This is a genomic window from Stenotrophomonas sp. EMP41 (assembly GCF_047495535.1).
In the GTDB taxonomy this organism is placed as follows: Bacteria; Pseudomonadota; Gammaproteobacteria; order Xanthomonadales; family Xanthomonadaceae; genus Stenotrophomonas; species Stenotrophomonas sepilia.
The window spans coordinates 913,241-933,668 of the sequence record NZ_CP179923.1 but is presented as its reverse complement, the minus strand read 5'-3'; the positions used below and the strand labels follow the sequence as shown (position 1 = coordinate 933,668).

General features: G+C 63.4%; 22 protein-coding genes. 9 read left to right on the top strand and 13 right to left on the bottom strand.

The features are described 5' to 3' along the window. Position 1: 1 nt before the first annotated feature. From ACMGRF_RS04250 to map, 4 genes are all read left to right on the top strand, one after another. Positions 2 to 886: a hypothetical protein gene (locus tag ACMGRF_RS04250; RefSeq protein WP_134708934.1), complete on the top strand. Its 885-nt coding sequence runs from the start codon at positions 2 to 4 to the stop codon at positions 884 to 886. Between the two features lie 171 nt (positions 887 to 1,057). Further along, on the top strand, positions 1,058 to 1,417 hold the full coding sequence (locus tag ACMGRF_RS04245; RefSeq protein WP_072166862.1) for a bleomycin resistance protein: 360 nt from the start codon (positions 1,058 to 1,060) through the stop codon (positions 1,415 to 1,417). Between the two features lie 68 nt (positions 1,418 to 1,485). After that, positions 1,486 to 1,698, top strand: coding sequence for a ParD-like family protein (locus ACMGRF_RS04240; protein ID WP_006425741.1), 213 nt, complete (start codon positions 1,486 to 1,488; stop codon positions 1,696 to 1,698). 7 nt (positions 1,699 to 1,705) lie between these two features. Further along, positions 1,706 to 2,488 carry a type I methionyl aminopeptidase gene (gene map / locus ACMGRF_RS04235; RefSeq protein ID WP_049414149.1) on the top strand — a complete coding sequence of 261 codons (783 nt, stop codon included), beginning with the start codon at positions 1,706 to 1,708 and terminating at the stop codon, positions 2,486 to 2,488. Here map and ACMGRF_RS04230 read toward each other — a convergent pair. After that, positions 2,485 to 3,099, bottom strand: a complete 615-nt coding sequence (locus ACMGRF_RS04230; RefSeq protein ID WP_100477768.1) for a LysE/ArgO family amino acid transporter — start codon at positions 3,097 to 3,099, stop codon at positions 2,485 to 2,487. The two genes, map and ACMGRF_RS04230, sit on opposite strands and share 4 nt — an antisense overlap. Positions 3,100 to 3,205: 106 nt before the next feature. On the opposite strand from ACMGRF_RS04230, the gene ACMGRF_RS04225 reads away from it, so the two are divergent. From ACMGRF_RS04225 to ACMGRF_RS04205, 5 genes are all read left to right on the top strand, one after another. Beyond that, positions 3,206 to 4,099: a LysR family transcriptional regulator ArgP gene (locus tag ACMGRF_RS04225; RefSeq protein WP_049437859.1), complete on the top strand. Its 894-nt coding sequence runs from the start codon at positions 3,206 to 3,208 to the stop codon at positions 4,097 to 4,099. Positions 4,100 to 4,177: 78 nt separating this feature from the next. Continuing rightward, complete coding sequence (locus ACMGRF_RS04220; RefSeq protein ID WP_414485661.1) at positions 4,178 to 5,584, top strand: TolC family protein; 1,407 nt, start codon at positions 4,178 to 4,180, stop codon at positions 5,582 to 5,584. Then, positions 5,577 to 6,590 (top strand): HlyD family secretion protein, encoded by a 1,014-nt coding sequence (locus tag ACMGRF_RS04215; RefSeq protein ID WP_049437855.1) that lies wholly within the window; start codon positions 5,577 to 5,579, stop codon positions 6,588 to 6,590. The genes ACMGRF_RS04220 and ACMGRF_RS04215 overlap by 8 nt, the downstream gene beginning before the upstream one ends. After that, complete coding sequence (locus ACMGRF_RS04210; protein WP_099487000.1) at positions 6,575 to 7,762, top strand: ABC transporter permease; 1,188 nt, start codon at positions 6,575 to 6,577, stop codon at positions 7,760 to 7,762. Before ACMGRF_RS04215 ends, ACMGRF_RS04210 begins: the two co-directional genes overlap by 16 nt. Next, positions 7,759 to 8,886: an ABC transporter permease gene (locus ACMGRF_RS04205; RefSeq protein ID WP_049437851.1), complete on the top strand. Its 1,128-nt coding sequence runs from the start codon at positions 7,759 to 7,761 to the stop codon at positions 8,884 to 8,886. The genes ACMGRF_RS04210 and ACMGRF_RS04205 overlap by 4 nt, the downstream gene beginning before the upstream one ends. Before the next feature lie 44 nt (positions 8,887 to 8,930). Here ACMGRF_RS04205 and ACMGRF_RS04200 read toward each other — a convergent pair whose 3' ends face one another. From ACMGRF_RS04200 to ACMGRF_RS04145, 12 genes are all read right to left on the bottom strand, one after another. Continuing rightward, complete coding sequence (locus ACMGRF_RS04200; protein WP_414485660.1) at positions 8,931 to 10,463, bottom strand: hypothetical protein; 1,533 nt, start codon at positions 10,461 to 10,463, stop codon at positions 8,931 to 8,933. Beyond that, positions 10,450 to 10,812 carry a glycine zipper 2TM domain-containing protein gene (locus tag ACMGRF_RS04195; RefSeq protein ID WP_099487005.1) on the bottom strand — a complete coding sequence of 121 codons (363 nt, stop codon included), beginning with the start codon at positions 10,810 to 10,812 and terminating at the stop codon, positions 10,450 to 10,452. The genes ACMGRF_RS04200 and ACMGRF_RS04195 overlap by 14 nt, the downstream gene beginning before the upstream one ends. A 170-nt stretch (positions 10,813 to 10,982) precedes the next feature. After that, positions 10,983 to 13,205: a methyl-accepting chemotaxis protein gene (locus ACMGRF_RS04190; RefSeq protein ID WP_414485906.1), complete on the bottom strand. Its 2,223-nt coding sequence runs from the start codon at positions 13,203 to 13,205 to the stop codon at positions 10,983 to 10,985. A 209-nt stretch (positions 13,206 to 13,414) separates the two neighbouring features. Continuing rightward, positions 13,415 to 13,816, bottom strand: a complete 402-nt coding sequence (locus tag ACMGRF_RS04185) for a hypothetical protein (protein ID WP_049437845.1) — start codon at positions 13,814 to 13,816, stop codon at positions 13,415 to 13,417. Next, complete coding sequence (locus ACMGRF_RS04180; RefSeq protein WP_239668813.1) at positions 13,816 to 14,523, bottom strand: hypothetical protein; 708 nt, start codon at positions 14,521 to 14,523, stop codon at positions 13,816 to 13,818. Before ACMGRF_RS04180 ends, ACMGRF_RS04185 begins: the two co-directional genes overlap by 1 nt. A 371-nt stretch (positions 14,524 to 14,894) precedes the next feature. Beyond that, positions 14,895 to 15,362: a hypothetical protein gene (locus ACMGRF_RS04175; RefSeq protein WP_134708936.1), complete on the bottom strand. Its 468-nt coding sequence runs from the start codon at positions 15,360 to 15,362 to the stop codon at positions 14,895 to 14,897. A 241-nt stretch (positions 15,363 to 15,603) separates the two neighbouring features. Next, positions 15,604 to 15,948 (bottom strand): DUF596 domain-containing protein, encoded by a 345-nt coding sequence (locus tag ACMGRF_RS04170; RefSeq protein ID WP_065427422.1) that lies wholly within the window; start codon positions 15,946 to 15,948, stop codon positions 15,604 to 15,606. A gap of 674 nt (positions 15,949 to 16,622) precedes the next feature. Further along, positions 16,623 to 16,994: a ribonuclease toxin immunity protein CdiI gene (gene cdiI / locus ACMGRF_RS04165; RefSeq protein ID WP_134708937.1), complete on the bottom strand. Its 372-nt coding sequence runs from the start codon at positions 16,992 to 16,994 to the stop codon at positions 16,623 to 16,625. Between the two features lie 7 nt (positions 16,995 to 17,001). After that, positions 17,002 to 17,754, bottom strand: a complete 753-nt coding sequence (locus ACMGRF_RS04160) for a CdiA family toxin C-terminal domain-containing protein (RefSeq protein WP_143566366.1) — start codon at positions 17,752 to 17,754, stop codon at positions 17,002 to 17,004. Positions 17,755 to 17,889: 135 nt separating this feature from the next. Then, entirely contained in the window at positions 17,890 to 19,356 is a 1,467-nt protein-coding gene (locus ACMGRF_RS04155; RefSeq protein WP_414485659.1) for a VENN motif pre-toxin domain-containing protein, read from the bottom strand. Between the two features lie 4 nt (positions 19,357 to 19,360). Continuing rightward, positions 19,361 to 19,801: a hemagglutinin repeat-containing protein gene (locus ACMGRF_RS04150; RefSeq protein ID WP_049438742.1), complete on the bottom strand. Its 441-nt coding sequence runs from the start codon at positions 19,799 to 19,801 to the stop codon at positions 19,361 to 19,363. Between the two features lie 433 nt (positions 19,802 to 20,234). Next, a complete protein-coding gene (locus ACMGRF_RS04145; RefSeq protein WP_157803434.1) occupies positions 20,235 to 20,420 on the bottom strand; it encodes a DUF4926 domain-containing protein in 186 nt (61 codons plus the stop codon). Positions 20,421 to 20,428 lie beyond the last annotated feature (8 nt).

Here is a 20,428-nt window from a genome sequence, read left to right as displayed (position 1 = left end):
GATGCCATTGCGTTCCCCGCTGATCCTGGACCTGGACGGTGGCGTGCTGCCGCTGCCACAGGCGCAGACCCTGGGCCTGCCGCAGTGGCACGATCCGCTGCGCTTCGCCTGCAGCAATGCCACCCTCGACCGTTTCGCCGCTGAAGTGCTGGCACCGCTTCCGGCCCAGCTCGGAACGGTCATGCTCGGCAGTGGCGACTTCCACCACCTGAGCCTGCCACTGCTGCGCCGCATGCGCGGGCAGGCCCCGTTCCAGCTGGTGGTGCTGGACAACCATCCGGACAACATGCGTTTCCCGCTCGGCATGCACTGCGGCTCGTGGGTGAACGCCGCCAGCAAGCTGCCGCAGATCTCGCACATCCATGTGCTCGGCATCACTTCCAGCGACATCGGCCTCGGGCATGCCTGGGAGAACCACTGGCGACCGCTGATGGGTGGACGCCTGACGTACTGGTGCATGGACGTGGACGTGGGCTGGAGCCATCGCGTCGGTATCGGCCACGCCTTTCGGCGATTCGAGCATCCCGAGGCACTGGTCGCCGCGTTCGCCGCCGAGCAGGCCACGTCCCCGCAGCCGACCTACCTGTCGATCGACAAGGATGTATTCGCCGAGGACGTTGCGCGCAGCAACTGGGACCAGGGCCGCTTCCAGCTGGAACACGCACTGGTGGTGATCGAAGCACTGCGCGCCGGTGGCCTGGTCGGCAGTGACATCACCGGCGAAGTCTCGCTGGCCAACTACCAGAGCCGCTTCAAGCGCTGGCTGTCGTCGCTGGATGGCCAACCCGACATCAGCGCCGAGGACCTGCCGGTCTGGCAGGCACGGCACCAACAGGTGAACCGCGAGCTGCTGGCAGCCATGGCCGCCGTGCCGACGGCCGGTTGACTGCCTCGATCGTGCCGCCGCGGGCCGGCGTGGCTTCGGTAGTGCCGGCCGCTGGCCGGCGTGGCTTCGGTAGTGCCGGCCGCTGGCCGGCAACCTCATCGTTCCCAGGCTCGCCGGGATGCCGGCCAGCGGCCGGCACTACACTGGGCTCCCGCCCCAGGAGCCCGCGCCATGCCCCAGACCGTCATCCCGCAACTGCGCATGCGCCACGCCGACACCACCCTGCCGTTCTACGTGCAGGGGCTGGGTTTCGTGGTCGACTGGGAACACCGCTTCGAGTCCGGCTTCCCGCTGTTCGCCCAGCTCACCCGCGATGGCCAGACGATCTTCCTCACCGAGCACAGCGGTGACTGCGAGGTCGGCGGCGCGGTGTACTTCATCGTCGACGACGTCGACAGCCTGTACCGCGCCTTCAGCGCCGCCAACGTGCCGATCGAGCAGCCACCGCATGACACCGACTGGGGCAGCCGCGAAATGCTGCTGCGCGACCCCGACGGCAACCGCCTGCGCTTTGCCACCCACCTGGACTGAACAACGCCGGCTTGAGGCGGATATACGAAACATATACGATCCGTATCTCCCCTGCTCCAGGACCGCCGATGGGCATCGTCAACATCGATGACACCCTGCACGACCAGCTGCGCCGTGCCTGCACCGTCTCCAGCCGTTCGATCAACGCCCAGGCCAATTTCTGGATCCGGGTCGGCATGCTGTGCGAAATGAACCCCACGCTGAGCTTCCAGGACATCGTCGCCAGCGAACTGCGCGCGGCTGGCGTGCAGCCACAGGCGCTGGCACCCGGGCGGGCCTGACGTGGCGGTGATCAAGCAGCCGCACGAAATCGCGCTGATGGCCGAATCCGGGCGCCTGCTGGCGCAGGTGTTCGCCGCGCTTGACCCGTTGCCGCTGCAGGGCCGCAGCACGATGGAGATCAACGACTTCGTCGAGCGCATGATCGTCGATGAGCTGCAGGCGCGGCCGGCCAGCAAGGGCCAGTACGGCTTCCCGTATGTGCTCAACACCTCGATCGACAACGTGGTCTGCCACGGCGTACCCAGCACCACCGACGTGCTGCGCAATGGCCAGATCGTCAACCTCGACATCACCCTGGAGAAGAACGGCTACATCGCCGACTCCAGCACCACCTACCTGGTCGGTGAGGTCGACTACGCCGCGCGCAGGCTGGTGCAGACCGCCTACCAAGCGATGTGGAAAGGCATCGCTGCGGTGCGCCCCGGCGCGCGCCTGGGCGATATCGGCCACGCCATCGCCCGCCACGCGCGCAGCCACGGCTACAGCGTGGTGAAGGAATACTGCGGCCATGGCATCGGCCAGGAAATGCACGAAGAACCGCAGATCCTGCACTACGGCCATCCCAACACCGGCAGGGTGCTGGAAGAAGGCATGGTGTTCACCATCGAGCCGATGCTCAACCAGGGCAAGCCGGCCATCCGCCAGCAGCCGGACGAATGGCCGGTCTACACCCGCGACGGCAAGCTGTCGGCGCAGTTCGAGCACACGGTGGCGGTCACCCGCAACGGTGTGCGCGTACTGACCCTGCGCCCCGGCGAAGCGCCACTGTGCGCGGTGGACGCGGCCTAGAGCGGACGCAACAGCAACAGTGTCGCCAGGCAGAACATGAAGACCGCCACGGCGGCATCCAGCACCCGCCAGGCACCTGGCCTGCGGAACACCGGCTGCAACAATCGCGCGCCATAGCCCAGCGTGCAGAACCAGGCCACGCTGGCCACGCAGGCCCCGGCGGCGAAGGCCCAGCGCAGATCGCCCGGGTAGCGCGTGGACAGGCTGCCCAGCAGCACCACGGTATCGAGGTAGACGTGCGGATTGAGCAGGGTGAAGGCCAGGCAGGTCAGCAGCACCTGGCGCGCACTGCCGGCCTGCGCCTCGGCGGCGGCCAGTACGCTACCACCGCGCCACGCGCGCAGCCCGGCCCGCAGGCCATACCAGAGCAGGAATGCCGCGCCACCGAAGCGCAGCACCTGCAGCAGCAGCGGCCACTGCAGCACCAGCGCGCCCATGCCACCGACGCCGGCCAGGATCAACGCGATGTCCGCGCCGGCGCAGGCCAGCACCACCCTGCCCACATGCCACTGCTGCAGGCCCTGGCGAAGCACGAAGGCATTCTGCGCGCCGATGGCGATGATCAGGCCGGCACCTGCGAGCAGGCCGGCGGCGGTAGCGGCGATCCACATCAGGACAGGCCAGGCAGCGAGGGGACGCGCAGGGTGCGGCCGCCGCGCCTGTTTAGACAATCTGATTTTTCTTTATCCTGTGCAGGAAAACTGAAGAGACACCGGCATGGACCTGGTACATCCACAACTGGCCGCGTTTGCCGCGGTGCTGGAAGAAGGCAGCTTCGAGGGCGCGGCACGCCGCCTGTCGATCAGCCCATCAGCACTGTCGCAACGGATCAAGGCGCTGGAAGACCGGCTCGGGCAGGTCCTGGTGGTGCGCCAGGCACCCTGCCGACCAACCGCCGCGGGGGAAGCGCTGCTGCGCCGGGTACGCCCGATGCAGGCACTGGAAGCCGAGGCGCTGGCCGAGCTGCTACCCGAGCGTGGCGACGACGCTGCGCGTACGCCCATCCCCCTGGCGGTCAACGACGACTCGCTTGATACCTGGTTCGTCCCAGCCATCGCCGACCTGCACCAGCGCCATGGCTACCTGTTCGACCTGCGCATGGACGACCAGGACCACACCCTGCAGCTGCTGCGCGATGGCAGCGTGCTCGGCGCAGTGACCGCCGAAAACCAGCCGGTGAAGGGCTGCAACGTGCACCCGCTCGGCGCCATGCGTTACCACGCGATCGCTTCGCCCGGCTTCGCCCGCCAGTACTTCAGCGATGGCATGCAGGCCGCAGCCCTGGCGCGCGCACCGATGCTGGTGTTCAACCGCAAGGATGAACTGCAGTGGCGCTTCGTGCGGCGGCTGACCCGCGCGCGCCTGCAGCCGCCGCTACACTACCTGCCCTCTTCCACCGGTTTCGTCGAAGCCGCCGCGTGCGGACTCGGTTGGGGCATGGCCCCGGAAACCCTGGTCGCGCCCGCCGTGCGCGCCGGCCGCGTGGTGGTACTGGAACCCCGCCGCTGGCTGGACGTGCCGCTGTACTGGCAACATGCCGCCGTGCGCTCAAGCACGTTGCAGCACATCACCCAGGCGCTGCGCACTGCGGCCAGCGGCACCCTTCGTTGAGGACGATCCGATGACCGCAGACCCGGGCTTCACGCCGCGCGCACTACCGTTTGTGCACTTCTTTACCACTGGGACGGCATGGGCGTGATCGGCCGACGTACAAGGATGCACCGCGCGAAGGCCGCGCTGGCGCTGGTGCTGGCGACCTGCCTGCCAATCGCTGCGTCCGCGCAGAACAGCAACGACGCCCCCGCATTGGACTGGGAACAGGCACGCCAACGCCTGGAGCAGGTCTCCGATGCGCTGGCCGCCGCTGATGCAGCGGTACGCAACAAGCAGGACCTGCAGGACGCCACGCGCCTGCTGCGCCTGCCGGAGATCACCGGTGAAGTGCGCCGCCTGCAGTTCCAGAAGACCCTGACCCTGCCACTGGGTTCGCTGGCGCCGGTGGCTGAAGCCTTCGGTATCGATTCGCCGCTTTCGTTCACTGAGCGCGACTGGCGTACACGCCCGGTGGTGACCGCGGTGCTGCCGCTGTACACCGGCGGCGTGATCCCGGCCGCGCAACGTGCGGCCAGCGCCGCCCATGAGCAGGCCAACGCCGAGCGCGAGGCACAGCGCCAATCATTGACCGTGCAGCTGGCCCAGGCCTACTTCGGCCAGCGCCTGGCCGAGCAGGCGGTGGACGTGCGCCGCGACGTGCGCGACGGCCTCAACCGCCACCTGTCCGATGCAGAGAAGCTGGAACGCGAGGGCTTCGCCACCCGCGCCCAGCGCCTGCAGGCCACCGTGGCCCGCGACAAGGCCGAGCGCGAATACCAGAAGACGGTGAATGATCTGGCTACGCTGAAGGCCGCACTGGCCACGCTGCTGCGCAGTGGCGGCGAGGTGCAGCCGGTGTCGCCGCTGTTCGTGCAGCGCGTGCCGCTGGAACCGGTGGCCAGCTTCGAGCGCACCGCGCAGGCACGGCAACCGCAGATCGCGCGCCTGCGGGCGATGGTGGCGCAGGCCGAACAGGGCGTGCGCGTGCAGCAGGCCAAGCTGAAGCCACAGATCTTCGCCTTCGGCCAGTATGACTTCCGCCGCCGCGACGAAATGCTGACCGACCCGGACTGGGCGTTCGGCATCGGCCTGAAGTACACCTTCCTGTCGCCGAACTCGCGGCCGGCGCAGATCAGCGCGGCACGTGCGCAGCAGGAGCAGGCCGAAGCCGGCCTGCGCGAGGCCGAGAACCAGGTCGCACTGGGCGTGCGCAAGGCCTGGAACGAACTTGAGACCGCGCGCCAGCAGTTCGTGCTGCTCGACAGCAGCATCGCCCAGGCACAGGAAAACCTGCGCCTGCAGGAGCTGGCATTCCGCGAAGGCCAGGCCACCTCGCTGGATGTGATCGATGCGCGGCTCGGCCTGGGCGGCGCCCGTGTCGAGCGCGCACAGGCCGCCTACCAATACGACGTTGCGCTGGCACAGTTGCTGGAGATCAGTGGACAGATGGACCGTTTCGAAGAATTCCGGCGGCGTGCGGACGAGGTGATCGACCATGAGTGATGTGCTGCACGACGATGCGACGACGCCCCCCGGCAAGCGACGGCTGGGACCGATCCTGCTGGTGGTCCTGCTGGTCGCGGTGGTGCTCGGCCTGTGGCTGGCCTGGCGCAGCCCGGCCGACCAGATCCAGGGCATGGCCGATGCGGACACGATCAACGTGGCCGCCAAGATCACCGCACGCGTGGCCGAGCTGAAGGTGCGCGAGGGCGATCGCGTGCAGGCCGGGCAGGTGCTGTTCCTGCTCGACAGCCCCGAAGTGGCCGCCAAGGAACAGCAGGCGCACGGCGCATTGGCCGCTGCGCAGGCTGTGGCCGACAAGGCCGACGAAGGCGCGCGCAGCGAAGACATCCGCGCCGCCGAAGCGAACTGGAAGCGGGCCGAAGCCGGCGCGACGCTGGCCGAAGCCACCTACCGGCGCGTGCAGAACCTGTTCAACGAAGGGGTGATGACCCGGCAGAAGCGCGATGAAGCGCATGCCCAGGCCACCAGTTCGCGCGAACTGGCCCGCGCCGCCCGCGCGCAGTACGACATGGCATTGGCCGGCGCCCGCGAGCAGGACAAGCGCGCCGCGCAGGGCCAGGTGCAGCAGGCGCAGGGCGCGGTGGCCGAAGTCAACGCGGCGCGTGCCGAAGTGGAGGGACGCGCGCCGGTGGCGGGCGAGATCAACAAGCGCATGGCCGACCCGGGCGAGCTGGTGCCAGCCGGCTATCCCGTGTTCACCCTGGTCGACATCGACCGCATGTGGGTGGCGATGAACCTGCGCGAATCGCAGATGCAGGGCCTGAAGGTCGGCAGCAAGCTGAAAGGCAGCGTGCCAGCGCTCGGCCTGGACGGGGAGTTCGAGGTCTACTTCATCAATCCGGCCGGTGACTATGCAACCTGGCGTACCACCCGCCAGTCGTCCGGCTATGACGTCCGCAGCTTCGAGGTGCGGGTGCGCCCAGTACGCCGCATCGAGGGCTTCCGCCCCGGCATGAGCGTGCTGTTCGCATGGCCCCAGCACTGAGCCCGGACCGCAACGGCTTCGCCGCTTCGTGGCGGCGCGAGCTGCAGTCGCTGCGCGGCAACCGTGCCGACCTGCTGCTGGTCACCTTGCTGCCACTACTGATGCTGGTCGTGATGGCATGGATGTTCACGCCGTCGGTGATGCGCGATATCCCGATTGCTGTGGTCGACCATGACCACAGCAGTGACAGCCGCCTGCTGCTGCGCATGCTCGACGCCAGTCCCGGCGTACGCGTCGCCAGCCAGCCAGCGGACCTGGAGGAGGCACGTTCGCAGCTGCGCAGCCTGGACGTGTTCGCCATCGTGCTGGTGCCGCGCGATGTCACCCGGCAGGCGCTGCGCGGGCGCCAGGGCACGGTGTTCGCCTATTACAACGCCACCTACATGACCACCGGCCAGTCGGCGTCGCGCGACATCGGCGACGCGGTTTCCGCATGGAACGCACGCCTGCTGCGCGAGCGCATCGGCCTGCAGGTCGGCCCGGGCAAGCTGCGCGCGGCGCCGATCGCGGTGCAGTCGGACATCCTCTACAACCCGGCGCGCAGCTACGAATTGTTCCTGCTGCCACTGATCTTCCCGGCGGTGCTGTCACTGGTACTGGCACTTGCGGTGGCCGGCAGCCTCGGCCGCGAGATCCGCGATGGCACCCTGCCCGCCTGGCTGGCTCGAACGCCGTGGTCGGCGATTGCCGGCAAGGTCGCGCCGTACCTCCTGCTGTTCTCGCTGTATGGCGCGCTCGGCATCGGCTATCTGGCCTGGCTGCGCGGCGATGGTGTGGCCGGCAGCGTGCTTCTGCTGCTGATCGCACAACCCCTGTTCTACCTGGCCACGGCCGCCTACGCGCTGTTCTTCGTCGGCGTCACCCGCGACATGGGCACCGCGTTGTCGGCAGTCGGTCTGAGCATCGGCACCGCACTGGCGTTCTCCAGCGCTACCTTCCCGGTGCTGGACGGGCCGTTGTTTACCCGCGTCTGGCACCAGCTGCTGCCATTGAGCGCCTACATCAAGCTGCAGACCCAGCAGCAGTTCATCGGCTCGCCACTGCAGGTTTCGGCATGGCCACTGGCTACGCTGCTGTTGATGACGGTGGTGGCTGGTGGCATCGGCGGCCTGCGCCTGATCGCCTTTGCACGCACGCCTGCCGCCGCACAATCCGCAGGGGCTGACGCATGAGCGTACTCTGGCGCAGCCTGCGGCAGACCCTGATGGCGGTGCTGTGCGACCGCTACGCGATCGTGGTGATGGTCGGTGCGGTGATCCTGTACTCGTTCTTCTATCCAGCCGCCTACCGGCACCAGGTGGCCGGCAACCTGCCGGTGCTGGTGGTGGACGAAGACCACAGCGCGACCAGCCGCGAGCTGCTGCGCAAACTCGACGCACTGCGCGTTGCGCGCGTGGTCGGGCAACCGGCGGACGTCGACAGCGCACGCCGGCAGTTGGAAGCCGGCCATGCCGAGGGGATCGTCGTGATCCCGGCCAACCTGGAGCGCGACATCCTGCGCGGCCTTCCGGCCAGGCTGGTATTGCTTGGCAACGGCGCCTACCTGGGCCGCGCCAGCTGGGTGCTGGGCAGCGTAGCTGATGCGCTGGGTGCGTTCGGGCGTGATGCCGTGGTCGGCCAGGCCGCCTTCATGGGTGCGCCGCAGGCACCGCCGGTCACCCTGGTGCAGCGCCCGCTGTACAACACGCAGGAAGGCTATGGCAGCGCCATCGTGCCCGGCGTGGCCGAGCTGATCGTGCACCAGACGCTGTTGATGGGCATCGGCGTTCTGCTCGGCGGCCGCCGCCTCGCACTGGGCCGGCGCCTGCGCTTCGACCTGCCGACGCTGGCCGGCATGGCGTTGGGCTTCGGCCTGATCGGCCTGTTCGGCCTGTTCTGGTACGCCGGTTTCACTGCCTGGGTGCAGGACTATCCGCGCGGCGGCAACCCGATGGGCCAGCTGCTGGGCGGCACCTTGTTCATCGCCGCCACCGTGGCCTTCGGCCTGTTCGTCGGCAGCTTCTTCCGCACCCGCGAGCGCGCCTTCCAGTACATCATCGCCACCTCGATCCCGCTGTTTTTCCTGGCCAACCTGTCATGGCCGGCGGTGATGACGCCGCAACCGCTGGTCTGGCTGGCACAGCTGCTGCCGACCACCTCGGGCATCAACCTGATGGTGCGCCTGAACCAGATGAACGCCCGCCTGGCCGACGTCAGCCACGAACTGATCACCCTCACCGTCCTGCTGCTGCTCTACGGCAGCCTCGCCACCTGGCGCCTCCTCGCCAAAAAGGGGACGGAGGGAATCAAGTCGTAAGCGGCCGGTTCAAGCGGCGCGGCATGGCCGTTTTGATCCATCGTTCATGGATCCGGGGCATACCAGAACGGGATGCGGAACGCGCGGCGCCGTCCGGCCCCCCGCTCGCCGCCTGCAGCATTCCACACCAGTTCCAGGTCATGGCGCCCGGGTGCGAGCCCCCGGGTAGGCAGGTACCCCACGAGGCCGCGCATATCCAGGTCACGCCGCTCCATGGGCACGAAGCCCTGCAGGTCGACCGGGGTGCCGTCCAGCTTGACCTGCCAGAGCCGGGAAAGACACTCCACTGCGGCATTGGCGGCCTGTTGCCCGGTGGCCTCATTGCGCGCGTCCGGAAGTGCGGTGCAATGCTGGCGCGCCAGCGGATTGTCGCGTTGCGGGCGATGCGGAATGAACAAACGAAGCTGCGCACCGCTGATCGTGTCCGACGGGATCATCGGGTACGGCAGCAGCTGGTCATGCGCCGAACGCATCGATTCGTAATGCGCACTCAGCATGCCGTGCTCAACCGCCGCTTCCGTGACGATCTGGTAACGGTTGAACAGCGAGAACTTCAACGACGCCATCACCTGCACGGCCGCCAGCAGCATCGCCACCAGCACCGCGAACAGGTAGGCCGCCATGAACGAGCGCGAGCGCAGGTTGCTCTGCATGGTCAGCTGCATGGTCTGCATCAGGCGCAACAGCGGAACCCGTTGCAGTGCCGCCAGCATGCCCTGCAGCAGTTGCTGCGGTCGCTCATGGGGCTGCCCGCGCGCCTGCCGCCGTGCCACGATCTTTTCCAGGATCCCGGGGGTAACAGCCAGCGCCAACATTGCGGCCAGCACGGTGCACAGGGCGAGCATGGCGACATGATCGGCGCCACCGGACAGCGCGCCGATCACCATCGACACACCGAGCGTCAGAACGGCCAGCACCAGCGTGCCCGCCAATGTCTGTACGGCAAGCAGGGTGGTCGAGAACAGCATCGTCGCCAGCCGGTCGGCACGTTCGATGCTGCCATCGAGGCCTCCGTCCCGGGCATGCAGGAAGGCGCGCGTGACCGCCCCCATTCTTGGCAGGCGCCCCCAGTCAATGCCCTCGGGGAAATGCGACCTGAGGCCGATCAGCCCGATCCAGTAGCCGCGCACCGTGAGGTGGATGATCAAGGCCACTGCCAGCACATAGCACATGCCGACACTGATGCTGAAACCGAACCAGAGCATCTGGAAGTACATGCCTTCGGTGTGCAGGCTGCTGCGCGCCCAGGCGTCGAACAGATAACCCGGCACGGCCAGCAGTGCGAACGCCAGCAGGCCCGAAATGAAGAGCTCGAGTTCATCGGTGCGATCACGCACCCGATGGGGATGGGCAGTCGCTTCCGGTATCGGGTCGTGCCTGGCGAGCGGTGCCGCTTGGGGAGCTGGAGCCGATTCGTTCACTGGACGTTCATCCGTTGAGTCGGCGCAGTATAGGCACGACGCCGGAGTCAGCGATACAGGTCCGGAACGATGAACGCCGGCGCGGGGCCGGCGTTCGAGTACTGCACTGTGGAAGGGCTGGACAGGGCGGGACGGCAACCGATCAACGATAGACACGCTCGCAACGGCGCTCGACCACGCGGTCGCCGTTCTTCTGCTGGCTGTTGCCCTGGATCTGGCGACCGGCCGCGCCACCGGCCACAGCACCGGCCACGGTAGCGAGCTTCTTGCCATTGCCGCCGCCCACCTGGTTGCCCAGCAGGCCGCCGATCACTGCGCCCGTGGCCGTACCCGCAATGCGGTTCGGATCGCGCGAGTTGCGCTGCACTTCCACGTTCTTGCAGACCACGCGGCTGCCGTCGTTGAACTTGCGTCCCTCATCGCGCGGGCCATACGTCTGCGCGCCGGCCACCGACGAAGCCGCCAGCAGGGTGCCCAGCACAAGCAATCGGGTCGAGGTCTTCATGGCGATCTCCTGAGTTCCGGTATGGCGCAAGTCTCCTCCTGCGGTCGGCAACCGGAAGTGAAATGCGCGTGTCCGCCACCTCATCGGCCATCGCGCGTTCAGGAAGAAGGTTGCGCCCATCACGATCATCCGTCGTGATGGGCGCCGTCTCCCTACCGGCGTGCCACGTTCTAGAACTCTTCCCAACCACCGGCATTGGCCGCCAGTGTCGGCTCGATGCGCGGCGACAGTGCCGCCGGCCTGCGCACCGGAGTAACCGTCGCGGCCACCGCAGCCAGGGCCGGACGCACGGCTGCAGCCGCGGTTGCCGCACCGGTGCGGAACACCGAAACCGCCTCGGCCAGCAGGTTGGCCTGCTCCGCCATGGAGCGTGCCGCCGCGCTGGCTTGTTCCACCAGCGCCGCATTCTGCTGCGTGGTTTCGTCCATCTGCACCACCGCCTGGTTGACCTGTTCGATGCCCGAGCTCTGCTCCTGCGACGCAGCAGAGATATCGGCCATGATGTCGGTAACGCGCTGCACCGAGGCCACGATCTCGCCCATGGTGGTGCCGGCCTGGCGGACCAGCGCCGATCCATCAGCGACCTTGCCGACCGACTCCTCGATCAGGCCCTTGATCTCCTTGGCCGCGCCGGCCGAGCGCTGTGCCAGCGTGCGCACCTCACTGGCCACCACCGCAAAGCCCCTGCCCTGCTCGCCAGCACGCGCAGCCTCCACCGCCGCATTCAAGGCCAGGATGTTGGTCTGGAAGGCGATACCGTCGATGACGCTGATGATCTCGGCGATCTTCTTCGACGAGGCTTCGATGGCCGACATTGTGGTGACCACCTGTCCGACCACCTCGCCGCCCTGCGAGGCGACACCATGCGCGCCAATCGCGAGCTGGTTGGCCTGGCGTGCGTGCTCGGCGTTCTGCTTCACGGTGGAGGTCAGCTCCTCCATCGACGCAGCCGTCTCTTCCAGGTTTGCCGCCTGCTGTTCGGTACGCCGCGACAGATCGGTGTTGCCCGAGGCAATCTCGCCCGCTGCCAGGTTGATGCTGGACGCACTGGACTGGATGCGGCCGACAATCTGCTTGAGCTGATCGACGGTGGCATTGCAGTCATCGCGCATGCGGGCGAACACGCCGTGGAAGTCACCCTGCATGCGTACGGTGAGGTCACCGCGGGAGATCGCCTGCAGCAGGGTCGACACCTGTACCAGGTTCTGGTCGGTGGTCTGCATCAAGCGATTGAGCCCGGCCACCATGTCGCGGAAATCGTAGGCGAAGCGATCTTCATCGCCGCGCAGGCTGAAGTCGCCCGCCGCCGCGGCCGTCGCCAGCCGGCGGATCTCGCCGTTGATCGCCGAAAGGCTGGTCTTGGTCTCGTCCATTGCCTGGGTGATCGCCGCCTTCTCGCCCGGCAGCGGATCCATGTCCACCGACAGGTCGCCCTGGGCGTAGTGCTTCATCACTTCGATCAGCCGGTTCTGCACCTGCACATGCGAGCCGACCAGCGCATTCGTCTCGTGCACCATGCGCCCGTAGTCGCCGGGGAAGGCACTCTCGTCCATGCGATAGCTGAGGCTGCCTGCATCGTGCTGACGGGCCAACTCGCCCTGCGCCGCCATCACCGACTGCAACTGCGCCTGCATGCGCTGCATCGACCTGAGCAGCTGCGTCACCTCATCGTTGCCGGACGCGTCGATGCTGTTGTCCAGCCGCCCGTTGGCGATGCCGTCGGCCAGCTTCACCGCGCCTTCCAGCGGGCGGGTCAGGCTGCGGGTGATTGCCCACGCGGCAAGCGAGCCCAGTACCAGGCTCAGCACGCCGAACACGATCGACAACGTGCCGGTCCAGGATTCGGTTGAACGGTATTCCTCGCGGCTGCGCGCGGTCAGTGTCTCCTGATGCCGCAGCAGGGTCGAGATCGTCTCATTCCATGCGGTGGCCAAGCCGTGCTCGGCGAGCAGTTCCTTGGCCGCACCGTCAAAATCCCCCGCCTTCATGCGCTCGTGCAGATGCTGGGTGGAGGCGTCGGTGGCCTTGCGTGCCGCGTCGATCTTCGCGACCAGGGCATCGCCGGTGGCGTCGCGTGGAATCTTGATGTATTTGGCCCAGATACCATCGTAGGTCTGCGACAGCTCCTGCGCCTTCTGATAATCCTTGTCGAAATCCTCGCCGCGCTTGATCACCATCAGCCTGCGGTGCATCAACACTGCGTTGTTGGTATCCAGCATCTCGTTCAACAGCCGCATCTTCACCATGTTGACGTCCACCACTTTCGAGAACTGGGCAGACTTCAGATGGTTTCCGTACAGCGCCAGGCCAACGATGGCCACGATGAACAGCAGCAGCAAACCGAACCCGGCACCCAGCCGGGATCCCACTCGGAGGTTGCGTAAGGCGAGCATCTCAATTCCCTTGATCATGGCCGTACGATCGATGGCGGCGCAGGCAGGGGAAACTTTATGGGTCGATATTATTATATCGATCTAAAACTCTGGAACTGTGCAGACAGGTGTGAAATCAGACAACCCACGAACGCGTTATATCCATAAGGTATATCGCCATGTGTACCGAGAATGGGATCAGGCCGGGCCTGCCTCCCCGGTATCCGGCATTACGGAGCAGCAGGCCCCGGGAAGACCAGATCCTTCCCGAGCCTTGCCGCATAGACGCTCTCGAACTGGAACGAGAGCACAAACCGGAACCCGCACGTCGCGGCGTAGAGCTTGATGAAGCGGCAGATTTCCCCCCAGGCGCTCTCAAACCCGCTCGCGCGGAAATGAAACGAGCCCAGCAGGCCCACCTGCCACTCGGATTCAATCCCTTCCGCTGCGAGTGCCTCCGGCGGGTCGACGATGCCGAACCCGAAGCCGGTGTTGGACGCTGGAAGATATCCACGCAAACCGTCAGTACAGTCAGTACCGTCGGAGTACTCGGCCTGGATCGAGTCCAGAGCGCGCAGCACGGCATCCAGATCGGCACCGGCTTCGACCTCGAGAAACAGCGAAATGCTCATTACCTGCGCAAGCCGATGAGGGTATGCCTGTTGAAGAACTGCATCTTTCCCTCGATCGTGAAGTCCGTGCGCCTGATCTCGCCCAGCATCATCTCGCGCTGCGCCTCGCTCAACGTGCACGGCTCCAGAACATTGGCCTCCAGCACTCGCCCCGGGGGCGCCAGCCGCAGCTCGACAATGCAGGCATTGCCCTCAATGGGAACACCTGCTGGCCACGCCGTCATTGCGATCGCACGCATTTGCTCCTGGTACGCCACCCGCTCTGCTTCCTCTATTCGCGGGTCCGGCAGATCCGGCGGGTTCGCCGCCACGTGCACAGCAGACTGCGTGGGCGTTGGCTCTGATATCGAACCAACGATCAGTTTGATCAGGGTGTTCTGTGAGGCCGTTACCGCCAAGGCGATCACCAGAGCGGTGTAGCTGACACCACCAGCCTTCTGCAGCTCAAGGTGCCGCCGATGTGCCCCGCGATGCTCGGCATCAACCTTACGGACAATCCTTCGGCAATGCGACAGGTACAGCGGATTCGCCAGGATTCCTGCAAGTACGCGAACACCACGAAAGAGAGCGAGGACAACCATGGCAGCCCCAGCAGCGCGAAGGTGGTCATCAGTAACGGCGAAAGGATGAACCAGATTGTGCCCCACGCATGCATGCGCCGGAAGAAGAACCAGAGTGACGAGAACAGGAACGCCGGCCAGTTCCATCGCCTTGGCGCCCTGCCGCTTGCTTCGTACAGCCTCCAGTGGTGGAGATAGGTGGAGAACCTGTCTCCTACCACGATCGCCAGTGCATCCTTCTCGCTCAGCCCATCGGAGGCTGTATCTGTGCGCTGTACTGCTTCACCGACGGCGCTGCCGAAGGTGGGTTCAATCCTTACTTTCATTATCCTCTATCCAAACTCGCCACGAAACTCAACCTTGCTCCAGGCAGGCTCCTCTGTCACCTCAACATGAGGCCTACTGCGGCCGGCAAGAATCTCGACTTCGAATTCACAACCGAATTCAAGATCCTCTTGCATCGCCCGCCCCACCCCATTCAATCGCTATTGCCATCAGAGAAGCCGCTACCCAAACCCCTACGACCTAACCTTTCCAACCGACTCCATCCACTCAACCCAGACAGAGGAATCATTCAGGCAACTGGAATCATTTAAAGGCGACGTGAGACGCCCAATAACTTCGAACAGCGGAAGACCCTCACCGGATCGATCAAAAATCGCCTCGAGGAATACCAGCATTACTGCGAACGAATTCAGCAACATCAAACGCCCACCCGATGAATTCATTTGTGCGACACAGAATTCAGCATTAAGTGCGCCCCCAGCGGTGTTGACCTCTGCAAACGCGTCGCGCCAGTCATCCCACATTACCGGATCGTTGGGCAGGTCATCTGCCCACAAAAAAGAGCGCGCCGAAGATAATAGATCAACAAGAGCGTCCTGATTACTACCCCTATCCGAATAATTTTGCAGGAAAACGCACATCAACACATATGCAGCCTGAACAGAAATTTCTTTGAAATCTCCCATATCACCAACACTCATCCCGCCCCCCCCCTCTTCTGAACCGGCTCACATGCGCACTGCAAACACCATTGGCAATCAGCTGGCTGGTGGCCGTCACCGTACCTGCGGCAGCCGCCGTCGCCTGCCTGTCCATCAGCAACGTGCTTGCATCAGCAATGCCTTCACCGCGCGCTGCGCTGGTATCGATGTTGACGCCCAGCTCAGCCGCCAACATCTGTTTGCCATCGATGGTGAGGTGCGATCGATTTGGACTGGAATGCTACGTCCAATGCTCACGGCCATCTGCGCTGATCCAAACTAAGCCCGCCGGAGCATCGATCAAGAACCAAAGGCCGAATCCATCAATATCATCTTCGCCAGGACTCTCAGGCCATGCCTTTGAGATGAACAACAATTGTTCCCGCCAGTCACCCTCCAAGGTCCTCCCGTCCGATGCGAGTTTTACTTTCCGATCTCTCAGCAAACGCCCCATCAACTCGAAGAACGCGTCCCTCCTTCCAGAAATCCCAACATCCCCCATCTCCATCGTCATGTGCTGCCAGACGGCACCAAGAGACAACCCAAACGAAGAATTCATCACTGCAGAATAGACTTCATCCCTCATTCTAGCCTCACCCCTACTTGCCCCCATTACCTATCGACTTGTCCCGCACATCAGTCGCCCAACTCGCACCAGATTGCGCTCGCCTGATCCCCTGCGTGGAAGTTGTTCTCAAACAAGTTCCTGGCAATCCTCACATTCAATACGGTCCCCGCCAGATCCTGCCCGACAACCCACCCGCCAGCGCTCCCACCGCTTTAGAAAGCGCCAGAACCGCCTCCGTTTGAATCATCGAACAGTCCAAGCTCTCCGGGCCACGAACCCATACTTGTACGAAACGGCCGCATTCACAAACGCCTGACAGGCAGGGCTCGCCGAGTTCGCTGTACAAACCGAGAGCAGCTCACAGTCCATTCGCTCCGACAGTTGCTTGGCAACGTCACGCACCATCTTTTGGCATGACGTGTCGCTGCCATACTCGTCGAGTTGCTGCTTCATTACTCGAGCTTGATACTCAGCAAGGAAGTTATTCTCAACCGAGTTCTTGGCAATCCCCGCATTCATCGCGATCCCGGCCAAATCCTACCCTTAAGCACCCAATAAGTTTCTGGCGATGGCACAGGCACAGCGAGCTCGCCAGTAATGCTTAAGCAGACGGCTCATCAGCGATGGCAACAGCGCCAGCCGCAGCGCCCGCATCAACGATGCTGCAATCATCAGCAGGGCCGCAGTCTGGATTAGCCATTTCCCAGCTCATTCTGGCACAGCATTGAGCGAACGTAATCAGCCGATCCCGGAGTTCTTTCTATATATTTGAGACATGCCATACCCAGGTATCGACTAAATTCTTCATCACTAACAATCACAACGTCCGGGTCATACTTTAGCCCATATGAAAATTCCACCCCAGAAAAGTGATCATCCACGTCAAAGCTACTATTATCCGGGAATCTACAGTCAACATCATCGGTGCCAAAACCCCAGCCCCTTGATAAACACTCGAGCATCTGAATAAACATTCCCGAAGAATAAATCCAATCAAAGTAAGCAAAAACCACCCAATCAGAGTCCCTCTTATCCATCCAAGATCCAAACAACTGATCACTCATACCAACCTCACTTAGGGTGGAAATTTTTAACTACACCGGCATCATCGATGTACACAACGAAAGAGACGCCGCCCGCATTGGACTCATATATCCTCTTCCCCGCAGCAACAGCGTCCTTGTAACCCTTCGCAGCAGCTTCCTGGCCGAGCATCAAAACCTTCCTATCTGACATTATAGAAGGATCATACACGATCTTCGTCTGGACTTTATTTTTATAGCCCACAATTACTTTCCCAGTAGGATCCAACGCCGGCACCTGATAGGAGATAACGGAAACACCCGGAACATCCGTGGAAACCTCGCTTACGATTTTCACTCCACGAGCCGCAGCCTCCGACCTGAATTCCACTGAATTGTGCGCCCCAGAAATTCCGTTCTTCTGAGAATAACCATCTGGACGAGAAATATGCGCATCAATATCGACCTTGAATGATATGCCGTCCGGATAATTAACAACTCCCAAGTGAGCAATACTTCCACCTCCAACAATGTTATCTGGCAACAAATGCGGCGGCAACGAGCCATCCGGCTCCAATTTTACCGAGCGCGCCACTCGAGCTCGTTCGAGCGCCTCCGAGGCAGCGGCCTCCAATGCGGTGGTCTTAGCCCCCTTTGCAAGGAACGCCTCAGGCCCTAACAAAGAGGTTCCGATATCAACAGTGAGCTTTCCGCCAACGTTCGCTGCTTGGTCGACATCCTCAAAGTTCCACGAGTTTCGTCCACCAGCTAAGTAGTAGGCCAACCCCGCAGTCTTCTCCATGTACTCATTGATGGCCTGGCTTATCGCGTTGTTGCGCTTTTTGGGAGAAGGCCTGCAAGCCAAGCTTGTCCATCTCCTTGTAATCCGAGACCAAACCCAGCAGAACACCGATCTGGTTCATGCTTGCAGCACCCGCTACCAGGTCTCTTCCCCAGTCCAGAGCCCATTTACAAAGGCAGCACCAGCGACTGCTCGATTCGTCGACGACAGCCAGTCAGCTTCCGCACCGTAGCCTGCACCACGCAATAGATCGACAGTGTTCGAACCACACTCACCAACTAGCGAACAGTACACCTTCCTTTGCAGATCTTCGGTAGAAGAGTGAATGGCAATTTTTTCAAGGCTTACCCCAGAACCGGCATTCTTGCTTGCAGCGATGAGCTTATCGGCGTTTTCCGCCATCCATGCGTCATACTCTCCCTTATATATAGGTGAGTTATGCGATTCCAATGCAATTTTCGCAAGTGAGCGCTGTTCAGCACATGCGGCAGATCCTGGCACTTGGCACGCCATCAACAGCTTGTAATCGCGCTCAGCGGAGAGCCGCTCGAAGTTTTCCTTGATATCGCAGTCTTTACCTGCATCAGAGCAGATAACGGTCGCCTGAAGGTACTCCATCCGCTCGTCGTGATTCAGGTAGTTATTCTCAACGGAATTTTTTGCAATACCCATGCCCAATGTCGCGCCAGAAATTCCTGCAGCGGAAAGTCCTCCCGCCATTGCGCCGACTGCCTGTCCCAGCACCCTTACTTGCTCCGCCTGCTCGGGCGACAACTGCCCCTTATTCTGTTTGGCGTAGTAGTCACCCAGGAACTTCGCCGCCAGCTCACCACCACCGGCCGCCAACGCCCCAGTCCCCGCCTTGCCACCATTGGCCTCTGCCAACAGCGCGCCCAGCAGCGCGTGCGACAGCATCTGCATGGCCTCGCTAGGCACAGCACTCTGCTTGTTCGGGTCAAAGGTCTTGCCGATCAGTTCAGCCGCATACGGTGCCAGCGCGTTGGAACCCAGCTGACCCAGCCCCTGCCCTTCAACACCACCGACCAGCGCGCTGATCACTGCGCCGAGCGCGCGGCCATAGACACCATCAGGCGCCCACTTCTGCTGGGTCATCAGCGCATCGGGGTAGGATGCATCGAACGCGACCAGGCGCTTGAACTGCTCATCGGGAAGAAGCGCGTCGAATGCCCGTTTCTCTTCGGGACTCATCGGCTCCCGATACTTGTCCGTGATCTTCTTCGCATCCGCACTGCCAATATCCCAGGCAATCTGCTGGCTGGTGGCCATCACCGTCCCAGCGGCAGCCGCCATCGCCTGCTGGTCTGCCAGCAGCTTGCTCGCATCCGGCAATGCGTCCAGCACGCGATGCGCTCCACTGGCGTCGGTGTTGATGCCCAGCTCGGCCGCCGACGTCTGCTTGCCACCGATGGTGATGTTGCCCTCGGTCAAGGTGGCAAGGGTGGAGCTGCTGTCGCTGCCCTTTTCCATCATCGGCAGACCCGGACCACCTCGCGGTGCCGCAGTTCCCGGCTTGGGCGCCCAGCCATCCATCTGCCCGCCCCCGCCACCGCTGATGCTGCCGGAGTCTTCCGAGTAGTCCATCTGGTTATGCAAGTCGCTGAAGGTCAGCGTCTGTGCGGACAGTTCGCTGTTGGCCGCGTTGGTGCTGGAAATCGCGCCGCCTCAGATTCACGTGTCCAGCATCCACGTGATAGCCACCGTTGCCGGCAAACAAGCCACTCTGCTGGCCCACGCCCTGGTAGCTGCCCTCGGCCTTGCCTGCACTGGCGTAGCCATCGGCGTTCCACGCGTTGCCGAAGGCCACTTGCACGCGCCCACCCACCTGGCTGTTCTTGGACATGCTCTCGGCCATGTCCTGCAGCGATTCGATGGTCAGCGTGCCGCCGGTCTTGACGTCGATGCGGTCGGCCGAGGCGGTCGCGCCGCGCAACGTGGTGTCACCCTCGGCCTTCAGCGAGATGTTCTGGCCGGTCAGCGTGGTGTTCTGCCAGGTGTTGCTGTCCGAGTTCGCCTTGCTGCTGCCCACGCTGGCTTCAGGAAATGCGCACGATGCATTTGCTCACATTGCCGCAAGCGTTCTCGAACTGCCCCGAGCGTCGGCAAACAAGCAAATTCGCCTACAGCAATCTCATGAAGACCATTATTCCGTCAGTAAATCTTTCCACCACCAGAAAGGGCTGCGGCCGGGGCACGACCGGCCATTTTAGCAGCAGCGCAAATGTTACCTATTACTTAATTTTCTGAATGAAAGATCTCTGGATGAACGTCAAGGGGCGGGCGATGCTGTGCCGGCCCACTTGACCGGCTGTCCAGTTGGAAAAGGCGATGCAGCATTGATTGGCTGCGATGCCCTCGGCCCAATGCAAGAACTACTCCGGAACGTCCGTCAAGCTTATCAGCAGACACTTCTCTCCACCCCAATCACCAAACTGATAGGCCGACCTGCAAAGCCTCCACTGCTATGAAACGAGCGCCATCTGCGACTCATCAAGAACAACCTCCGCCACAGTTACACCACTGACATCCGAGAATTCAACCTCATACGCGCCCCCTGAAAAGACACACACCACAACACCACGATCCCCTGCAATCAATCCTAACTCGGGAACGTCCCGCAACACCTCAACCACATCATTTATTTTCATGGCCATAA